Below are 9,906 nucleotides of genomic sequence, written 5' to 3'. Positions count from 1 at the left end.
ATCCAAAAAAAAGGCGGAACGATGCGCCGCGCTTTTTCGTTTCGACCCTATTTTTCCGAATGATTCAATAATAAATCGAAATGACCCAACTTTCTATTCCGCTTTGTCGAGCGCCGCCTGAACGGCTTTCGCAAGTTGATCCGCGCAAGAAGTCGCGCGTCCGCCGCAGGTATTTCCGGAGCAAGCGGAAACGATCTCTTCCGCCCTTTTCCCTTCGAGCAATTTGGAGATCATCTTCAAATTCCCGTTGCAACCGCCGAGAAAGCGAATATTCGAGACGATGCCGTCCGTCATATCGAAATCGATTTGCACCGCGCAGGTGTTTTTCGTCTTATAGCTGTATTTCATCTGAAAATCTCCCGTTCGTTTCTTTTTCAATTATATCAAACGGGATCCGATTCGTCAATTCAATGCGCGCAGGTATATCTGTTACCTGCGCGCAACCCGGTTTCAAAACCGAGTCAAACAACAAGGCTCTCAAACCCAACTCTCGGGGCGTTGTTCGTCGGTCAAGTTTCAGAACCTATTCAAACAACAAGGCTCTCAAACCCTATCTCTTTGGGCTCGGCTTGTCAGCAAGTTTCAGAACCTATTCAAACAACAAGGCTCTCAAACGTCTTCACGAAGAGAAACGGCGTGCAATATGTTTCAGAACCTATTCAAACAACAAGGCTCTCAAACAATCGCCCCTGTAATCGCCGTAGTCGCCATGTTTCAGAACCTATTCAAACAACAAGGCTCTCAAACGAACTGCAAAGGACAAAGACGGGAATCTTTGTTTCAGAACCTATTCAAACAACAAGGCTCTCAAACCTACGCACGAAAGAGCCGATAATCAGGGATGTTTCAGAACCTATTCAAACAACAAGGCTCTCAAACAATAAACGCATAAAGGTCAAGTGACAAATGGTTTCAGAACCTATTCAAACAACAAGGCTCTCAAACCGCCGTGAGCGATGGGTCGCGGTGGATCGTGTTTCAGAACCTATTCAAACAACAAGGCTCTCAAACCGCTTTGAATCAGTTTTATTGTAGTTCGTTGTTTCAGAACCTATTCAAACAACAAGGCTCTCAAACTTGGTTGATACTCAACGTATATGGATTAGTGTTTCAGAACCTATTCAAACAACAAGGCTCTCAAACCTGCCATTCTTTCAGAACTAACGATACTACGTTTCAGAACCTATTCAAACAACAAGGCTCTCAAACCGAACAAGCACCTTTTCGGAAGTGTGACCTGTTTCAGAACCTATTCAAACAACAAGGCTCTCAAACTTATGGATCCATACTCGCCCGCCGCATAAAGTTTCAGAACCTATTCAAACAACAAGGCTCTCAAACTCTTTCTTCTGCGACCGCAGCAACCGTTAAGTTTCAGAACCTATTCAAACAACAAGGCTCTCAAACATATACAAGAGAAGCTTCGCAATCTTACCGGTTTCAGAACCTATTCAAACAACAAGGCTCTCAAACCTCCGAATAGAAGCTCACTCGTATCGACTAGTTTCAGAACCTATTCAAACAACAAGGCTCTCAAACCGCAAAGCCGTTCGAGATTGCGTTTTGCAAGTTTCAGAACCTATTCAAACAACAAGGCTCTCAAACTTGAGTTATCGAAGTTGGTATAATATATACGTTTCAGAACCTATTCAAACAACAAGGCTCTCAAACCGAGTACGGTTCCATGACGAGCCGTCCGCAGTTTCAGAACCTATTCAAACAACAAGGCTCTCAAACCGCAGTTAAAGGAAGTAGTATAATGCAATAGTTTCAGAACCTATTCAAACAACAAGGCTCTCAAACAGGCGTTCTCGGATTGATCGTTGACGAGAAGTTTCAGAACCTATTCAAACAACAAGGCTCTCAAACCGTTTTTGTAAGGAATCCAAAGTTTATAGGGTTTCAGAACCTATTCAAACAACAAGGCTCTCAAACGATTGCGGAAATTTTTTAGAGTATCATATTGTTTCAGAACCTATTCAAACAACAAGGCTCTCAAACTGCTTCCATTGATAGTCTTGCCTCCCAAGTGTTTCAGAACCTATTCAAACAACAAGGCTCTCAAACAACCGAGGTCGAAAAACTCGACGGCTATATGTTTCAGAACCTATTCAAACAACAAGGCTCTCAAACCGTGTCCGCGAATTTGCTCCGTCCGCGCCGGTTTCAGAACCTATTCAAACAACAAGGCTCTCAAACAAGGCAAAGGAGAAAACATGAAAAACTTCAGTTTCAGAACCTATTCAAACAACAAGGCTCTCAAACGATGTCTGAAGGTATGGGGGTAGCAAGAGTGTTTCAGAACCTATTCAAACAACAAGGCTCTCAAACCAGTTGTGATCTACAACCTTGTAGCGGTGGGTTTCAGAACCTATTCAAACAACAAGGCTCTCAAACCATTCGTGAACCGACGTTCATGAAGAAGATGTTTCAGAACCTATTCAAACAACAAGGCTCTCAAACTATCACACCTTATCTCATTGCGGGGGTTGAGTTTCAGAACCTATTCAAACAACAAGGCTCTCAAACTTATGATCTTACCTTACACGCTTTGCGGTAGTTTCAGAACCTATTCAAACAACAAGGCTCTCAAACAACACCTTCCGTCGTTATCGACGTGCCTGAGTTTCAGAACCTATTCAAACAACAAGGCTCTCAAACCTCAAACGGAGCGTAGCCTTGTGTTTTATACAAAAATTATATCACGTTTCCATCATATTTTCAACAATTTCACATAAATCGTCCGTCAGAATAATTGCCCGTTCGGAAGGCAGAATCGGACGCGTCTTTTGATGTTCCAACAAAAACAAACCGACTTTTCCAAGTTCGCAATGATGATAAAGCGCTGCGAGATCCTCATCACGCAAAACCTGCTTCAAACCGATAAAAAGAAAAGCGTCCACGTTTTTCAGACGAACAAAAAGATCAATATAACAAACGATCGCTTCCAAAAGACTCTCATATTGGACGGCGGGCTTTACGGCGCAAGCCTTAATCAGATCATCCAAATTCGGTTCGGAATATTCGAGCAAATAATCGACTTCCGAAAACAAATCTTCAAATAGGCGCCCGATCCCCGCATTGATTTCATTCAAAGGGAGCATATAAGCGCCCTCGAAAAACGCAGATTTCAACTTTTTGTATAACAGATTCAGAATCTTTTTATCGGAGAAATCGATTTTGAAATAATCGCGCATTAGGGCAGTCCTTGACGCCGCTTCCAATGGCTTTTCTCCGTCCCACAAAGAAAAATCCGATTCCTGCCCTTCCGCTACCGCTATAAGGTTTTTTCCAAGATCATAAAACTCACGCGGATCTTCCGCAAAAAGCAAAAGCGGGGAATCCGCTTTCAAGATCATTTTACTTTCGATGTGTTTATGCGCGAGCGTTATCATAATTCAATCAATCGATCCATACTGTCGATCACGGAAGTCTGCTTCTCCCCGATCACATATTTGATTTTAAGAAATTGACGCTCGGTCACTTCAAGCATTTCGACGATCCCGTCGGAAGGGCAATTCTTTTCTACGCTTTCCTTTATCGATTCGGTCATAACGTTATTGACCGACAATTTCGTATAAACGGATTTTTGCATCATAATAAAACCCGTCTTAATCAAAAACTTATGGAACTGCGCGTAATCCCTGCGATTCTTTGCGCTTTCCATCGGCAAATCAAAAAATACGATCACTCTCATAAATCTACCGCACGTCACCTTGGATTTCGATCCCCTCGGGAAAGGCTATCTCCCCTTCTCCGTCCGAATTCATATAATCCAAAAAACTTCGAACGTATTGCTTTATCGCGATATCCAGCGTCGTGCTTTTCCCTTGCATCACCGCATTATAGTTTAGGATATTCGCCATTTTTTTCTTAAACGCTTCGTCTCCGGATTCCAAGGAGAACGCCGTTTCATCCACGACCATACGAAACGGTTCGATCAAATCGCACGAAAGATTAAAGGAATTGAATTCGTTATCATGCCATATTCCGAGTTGCGTAAGATATCCGCTTGCCGAAATCTCACGATTGATCGCGGAAAGCAGGACGGCATACCCGTAATTCAGGCAACCGTTGATAAAAGTATCCGAACGCCTTCCGTCTCCCTCGGGAAACAAGCAATTAAAATATACTTTCGCCGCGTGCCCTTCCCGATTCGTTCGATCGAAAGGCTCAATCTACTTTTCATAGGATCGAAGCATTTTGCTTTCTTCGGAAAACCCTCTTCGAAGAAGAAAATCTGATTGATTCAGGATTTTTCGCCGAATGATCGCCATCCAAGCCGATTCCTTTACTTGCCTTTTCCAAGCGATCTGCATTTTATACCGCTTAGACGTGTTATGCGCGCCATAATACGGAACGAGCTCGGTTTGCGGATTGCATTTTTCATCGCAGAAAATGATTTTGACGTTATTTTTCGTCAGTTCGCATAGCGCGGAAGCAGTCAGCGCCACGGCGGTACTTTGCACGATCAACGTGTTGATCTCTTTGATAAAGATCTTTTTCTCCGACTCTCCCCGAAGCACAAGATAGTTGAGTCGATGCTCGATCTTGCACCGCGAGGAGACGATGACCGTGCGAAATCCCATTTCAAACCTTTTCTTCGCGAACGATCAACCCGCAGGGAGACTGATGGACAAGACGGAAATCAACATCGGTTATATCTTTATTCATTCTGATTGTTCCACATCGACTGGATCCACCAACCGCTTTCAAATTCGCCTCTGTTGCATCACACTTCAAAAACTTAAAGACTTCAAGAAGTATTTTGGCTTGATCCAAAAGTGACAATTCCTTGAATTTTTCACTCCGAGATACGATCTCTGTTTTTACAAACTTGAATGCTAAAACTCTTCCATATTCATTTGTTTCAAGTTTTTTGATCAGCCAATCGTAAAGCGCAAGGTTTTGCTCTCTATCGATTTTTCGAGCGATTTGACCGAAACGATTGACTTGAATCATATACTCGTCTTTATCCCAAGTCTTTTCCGCTTCCGAGAATTTCCCGAGGTCTTTTACATAAAGATCGGTTTTGTTATCCGTAAAGCATTCAATTGCATTATGATAAATCAAACGATTATCAGAAACACCCGCAAGACATAATAGCGTTCCGTTATATTTGACCAATTGTTTAATTTTGACCTTCGGAATCAAGATATTCGGATCTTTCAAATAGCTTTCCAAATAGGTTTGGATTGCGCTCGGATCCGACTGCGCCCGATAATCCCACAAAACGGGGATCGCTTCGATTGTTTTGATCTCCTTGCCTTTTTTGCCTTTTGATAAAACGATTGCGAAATACGCTGTTTTCAAGCTGCTGAATCCGCCGTACTTTTCTATCGGCAAATTCTTTTTTCTCGGCTCTCGAATACAGGTATCGCCCTTTCCGTATACCGTTTCATCATAAAATTTTCCGTGATTGCAAAAAGCATAGCGCGTAACACACATACTCGTCTTTTGTACGACTTTCTTAACGTTAGTAATCGTCTTTCCACCCTCGGCGATCCAAGCGCCCTTGACGTCGCGCTCAAAGAGTTTTTTAAGATTATATTCGCGCCATTCATCTCCGACTTTGGAATGGATATACTGCGGAGTAGAAAACCGAACATCGTACACGTTTCCGACGACGATATTCAAATACGCGTCACGCGCATGGTGCAAATCATTCGTCTCGCGGCATTTATGGATTCCGAATTTATTTCTGAAATCCGAAACGTTTTTCGCGCGGCTGTAAACGATTTTTGAATCTTTGTATTTTCTTTTAAGCAGTTCCGCCACCGCTTTCGCCGTTTGATCGGTTATCGTTCTTTGGCGGTTGATAAAGTCTTGATATTCTCCCTCCGTTAAAGGTTCCACGCGCGTCAAACGCTCGTATGTAATTCCTCCGATCATATTTTTTTTGCGAAGCAATTCCCAATGCTTGCGAGCCTCTTCGGAAACAAGACCTTTCGGCAACGGGAAAATATCGCGCTTTTCTTCATTTTTGCTTCTCAATACGAGAACCTTGTTGTCCAAACTGTCATCTTTAATATAGCATCTCGGAAGAATATGATCGACGTCATATTGATCGGTCGAAAGCGCGCGGATGTCGATCTCTTTCCCCGAATACATACACTTTCCGAGTTGGCGGAAATAGAGATACAAACGCTCGCTTTTGAGCTTCTTCTCTTCGATCTTTTCCAATTCTTTAACGAGATGATCGATCCCTTCCAAATTCTTATAGAGTTTTTGCAACTTGGATTTTCTCGATTCGGTTTTCTTTCCTTTTTTATCCTTCTCTTCCCCTCTCGTTACTTCCACGAAAATCTTATCGGGAATCTTCCCGATCGCCGCGACATACTCGTCCACCATTTTCAAACTCTGATGGATCCCTCTTTTAACGGCAGGCGAAACGTACAATTCATCGATATCTTTTTTCGTGATCTCCGCGCTTTCTTCCCCGTTTTCTTCGCGGATCATATCCATAAAGCCAAATCTTTCATCGAAAAGGATCTCGTTCAGATTCATTTGCGTTTCATATAATAGATCCAAAATCGAAAGATTCTCGCCGCTCTCGGGATCGGTTACGCGAAGTCCCGTCAGGAAACGCTCGGAAAACCTTCCGAAATCCTTAAAGACAAGCCCTTTGATCCTTCCCATATTCTCACGGATCTCGGGGATCGAACCATACTTATTCTCTACAAGTTTCATAACGACGTTTTTGTCGGTATTCAGCGTGTGCCATAAGATAATGTCTTCGCAAACGCGACCGCCGCTCCTATAATCGCGATCGACAAAATCACCGAGGACGCTTTTCAGCGCGAGATAAGAAGACATGCTTGCCTTAAAATCTTCCTCTCCCGATATTTGAACGTTTGATTTCTCGGATTCGGATATTCTCCCGCTTCGAACGAGATAATCCTTGATCGATTTTACGGTGACGTTCTTTTTTACAAGGAAAAGATTATTAAAAACCTCCTGTTTCAATTCCAAAGAAATGCGCTGCCCATTCAAGAGAAGTGTGTTCAGTTGGTTCAATACGTCGTACTTTTGATAGTAAACGGAACCTTTCGGCAAAACGTCCTCGGCGTGCAAATAGGTACACTTATTCGTCATTCGACGCATAAACTCTTCATTAGACGCGGCTTTATCCACGACTTCGTCAAAATTCCACGGAGTTATTCTTTCACCTTCCATTCCCGGTTTTTTGACCATCCAACAATTAGAACGATCGGTTCCGGAAAGCGGCCCGACGTAATACGGGATTCTATACTCGAAAATCGGTTTGATTTTTTCCGCCATTTCCGCGGTTTCGGGAAGATTTCGAACCATATTCCGAACAATTTTTTCAAGTTCCGCTTTATTGATTTGATTCGGAATCAAGCCGTTATCCGAGTGCAATATCTGCGGAAGAAAAGTCTTTTCTTCGACTTCCGAAAGAATAGCATCCCGCTCGGCAACGTCTTCGCAAGAAAGCTCGTTCAAAAACTTCTTCAAGTATTCCAAAAATCCTTCGTAAGGAACGTGCGTACGTGTGACTTTTTTACCCCTTTCTTTCGTAAAACCGACGTAATTCGCATAGTTCCCCGTTTTTTTAACGGAATCGTACGCATTATCCGAAAACATTTTTTTATACGTTTCTTTATCGCAATTCTTTCTTAAAAACTCCTTCAAACGCTTCAAATCACTCTTGTGCTTTTCATAAACGGCAATCATCGCAGAAGAAATATCCGATTGGTTTTTGAGAAGCCTTTCGAAAACAAAATAGTTATATAATGACCTCATCGCTTCAAGAAGCAAAAAATCGTCGCCGTAGGTCGCTTGAAGCGCTTCAAACGTTTCTTCGTTCATTTCTGCCAAAGAAAAGGACTTCTCTTCTTTATATTGATCTGGGAAAAGTTTTTTCGGATCGAATTTTGCGCCGCAAATACCTTTTATTATTTCTTTCCCGCTCGGATCCGCAATACCGAAAAGCCTTTCCAATTCCGACTGTTTGTCGCGAAGCCGCTTTTTTCCGTCCAACAAAATCCCTTTTGCGTCTTCGATTTTCGCGGAATCAAAAGAGGGTTTGTTTTCCCATCCCAAATCTTCCAAAGCGGATTCCAACGCTTTGAATAATCTATTACAATCTCTGAAATCCGATCCCGCCTCCCCTTCAAAAAGGAAATGTCCGCGATATTTAATGATATGATGCAAAGCAAGATAATAAAGCCGAATATCTTTTTCGTCCGCAGTTTGCAAATACTTTCTCCAATGATATATCGTCGGAAATTTCTTGTGGAACGCTTTATCGTTAAATTCAATATCCGCAAACAATGAATTTTTATCGCCACCGAGAGACTCATCTTTATCTTCCGGCAAAAGTTGGCTGTTTTTCAAACGAATAAAAAACTGCTTGTCCGAAATAAAGGGCGAAAACACTTCTTGCAAATACGAAATACGTTGCTTTCTCCTTGCCAAACGCCGCCTAGCCGTCCGCTTAACTCTTCGATCCGCGGCGGTACTTGCTTCGTCAAAAAGCCTTGTCGCCCAGCAATCTTTACCTTTCGCACGAACAAGATCGTAGTTCTCGTCCGAGCAAGCGATTCCTGCGGAATTTGTTCCGATATCAAGTCCTATGTATAATTTTTCCATATTTTTCTCCTTTTATATTGACAAACAGCGACAAGCGTCGTATAATAACATTACAAACAACAAGGCAAGTTCAAATAAAACTATGTCTACCCATTTATTCGCATTGTGCGATAGAGAGCTCTCCGAAAGGAGAGTTTTTTCTTTATAAAACCTCCGTCAATCCGTGTAATTCGCGTCGAAATTGATCAGAAACGAAAAACCCGGAAGAATTTCGGAAAAATCTTCGTTTAAGGCGGAAATCAAGGCATTTTTGTCCTTAACCGTAAAGTCGATGACGACGTCCAAAAAGACCGTCTTTTTCTCTTCGTTGATGTAAAAACCGTGCGTTCCGAGGACGCCGTCTCTTTTGCAGGCGGCTTCGTTGATGCGCTTGATCTCGCTTGCGTAAGATTGGTCGATCGAATAGATCCCGACCGTCAAAAAGATATGGAATTTTTCGAAAACCTTTTCCTGAGCGGTGCGCGTTATGATATGGATCTCGTTCGCGGAAAGCGTGGACGGGACTTCGACGTGGACCGAAGCGATCGCGCTTTCGGGTCCGTAATTATGGATCAAGAGATCGTAAACGCCGAGAACGCCGTCGATCTCCCCTACGCATTCTTTGATCGCGCGCGCCGTCTCGCTGTTTGCGCGTTTTCCGAGGACGTCGCTTGCGGAAGAAAAGAGCATTTCGATTCCCGCTTTCAAAATAAACAGGGAAATGATCGCGCCGACGTAACCTTCGATCGAGATCTTCGCCGCGATCGCGACGATTCCCGCAAGGATCGTGGAGGAAGAAAGGATCGCGTCGAATCCCGCGTCCTTCCCCGATGCGATAAGGGCGTCGGAATTATACTTTTTGCCCATCTTTTTGACGTAAAAACTCAAAACGATCTTCGCCGAGACCGCAAGCGCGATCATAACGAACGTATAGACGGAATACGCGGGAAGCGCGGGCTTGATCATACTTTTGATCGCTTCCACGAGCGCGCTGACGCCTGCCGTTATGACGATGACCGCGACGATCATCGCGCTGAAATATTCCACCCTGCCGTGCCCGTACGGGTGCTTTGCGTCGGGCTTTTTCTTGGCGAGTTTTACGCCGAGAATGGTAATGACTGACGAAAGCGCGTCGGTCAGGTTATTAACCGCGTCCATAATGATCGCCACCGAACCCGCAATAAAGCCGAAAATCGCTTTTAATGCGGACAGCGCGACGTTAACCCCGATGCCGACGGCACCGGTCCTCATGATTGCTTTTTCTCTCGTTAGCATATTCTTTTCGCAAGGCGAACACACCTCGCGCTCCTTTAT

General features: G+C 43.5%; 7 protein-coding genes and 1 CRISPR repeat array. All 7 genes read right to left on the bottom strand.

Annotated features, from left to right (window positions below; all coding sequences use genetic code 11):
* Window positions 1-93: 93 nt before the first annotated feature.
* The 7 genes from K5753_01675 to K5753_01645 all read right to left on the bottom strand — a co-directional run bounded on the left by K5753_01675 (window position 94) and on the right by K5753_01645 (window position 9,843).
* Entirely contained in the window at window positions 94-348 is a 255-nt protein-coding gene (locus K5753_01675; GenBank protein ID MCR4725913.1) for a TIGR03905 family TSCPD domain-containing protein, read from the bottom strand.
* Window positions 349-447: 99 nt separating this feature from the next.
* Window positions 448-2,661: direct repeats of the CRISPR family, unit length 36 nt; unit sequence GTTTCAGAACCTATTCAAACAACAAGGCTCTCAAAC.
* 41 nt (window positions 2,662-2,702) lie between these two features.
* Window positions 2,703-3,395, bottom strand: a complete 693-nt coding sequence (gene csn2, locus K5753_01670) for a type II-A CRISPR-associated protein Csn2 (GenBank protein ID MCR4725912.1) — start codon at window positions 3,393-3,395, stop codon at window positions 2,703-2,705.
* Window positions 3,392-3,697 carry a CRISPR-associated endonuclease Cas2 gene (cas2, locus tag K5753_01665; protein ID MCR4725911.1) on the bottom strand — a complete coding sequence of 102 codons (306 nt, stop codon included), beginning with the start codon at window positions 3,695-3,697 and terminating at the stop codon, window positions 3,392-3,394. The genes csn2 and cas2 overlap by 4 nt, the downstream gene beginning before the upstream one ends.
* Before the next feature lie 4 nt (window positions 3,698-3,701).
* Complete coding sequence (cas1, locus tag K5753_01660; GenBank protein ID MCR4725910.1) at window positions 3,702-4,178, bottom strand: type II CRISPR-associated endonuclease Cas1; 477 nt, start codon at window positions 4,176-4,178, stop codon at window positions 3,702-3,704.
* Entirely contained in the window at window positions 4,179-4,589 is a 411-nt protein-coding gene (locus K5753_01655) for a CRISPR-associated endonuclease Cas1 (protein ID MCR4725909.1), read from the bottom strand. It lies immediately after the preceding gene.
* Window position 4,590: 1 nt separating this feature from the next.
* Window positions 4,591-8,613 (bottom strand): type II CRISPR RNA-guided endonuclease Cas9, encoded by a 4,023-nt coding sequence (gene cas9 / locus K5753_01650; protein ID MCR4725908.1) that lies wholly within the window; start codon window positions 8,611-8,613, stop codon window positions 4,591-4,593.
* Between the two features lie 156 nt (window positions 8,614-8,769).
* Complete coding sequence (locus K5753_01645; GenBank protein ID MCR4725907.1) at window positions 8,770-9,843, bottom strand: cation diffusion facilitator family transporter; 1,074 nt, start codon at window positions 9,841-9,843, stop codon at window positions 8,770-8,772.
* Window positions 9,844-9,906 lie beyond the last annotated feature (63 nt).

The sequence above is a fragment of the Clostridia bacterium genome, assembly GCA_024685775.1.
Lineage (GTDB): Bacteria > Bacillota > Clostridia > Christensenellales > CAG-1252 > CAG-1252.
Note: the sequence above shows the minus strand (reverse complement) of the source record. Positions and strands in the feature narration are given on the sequence as shown.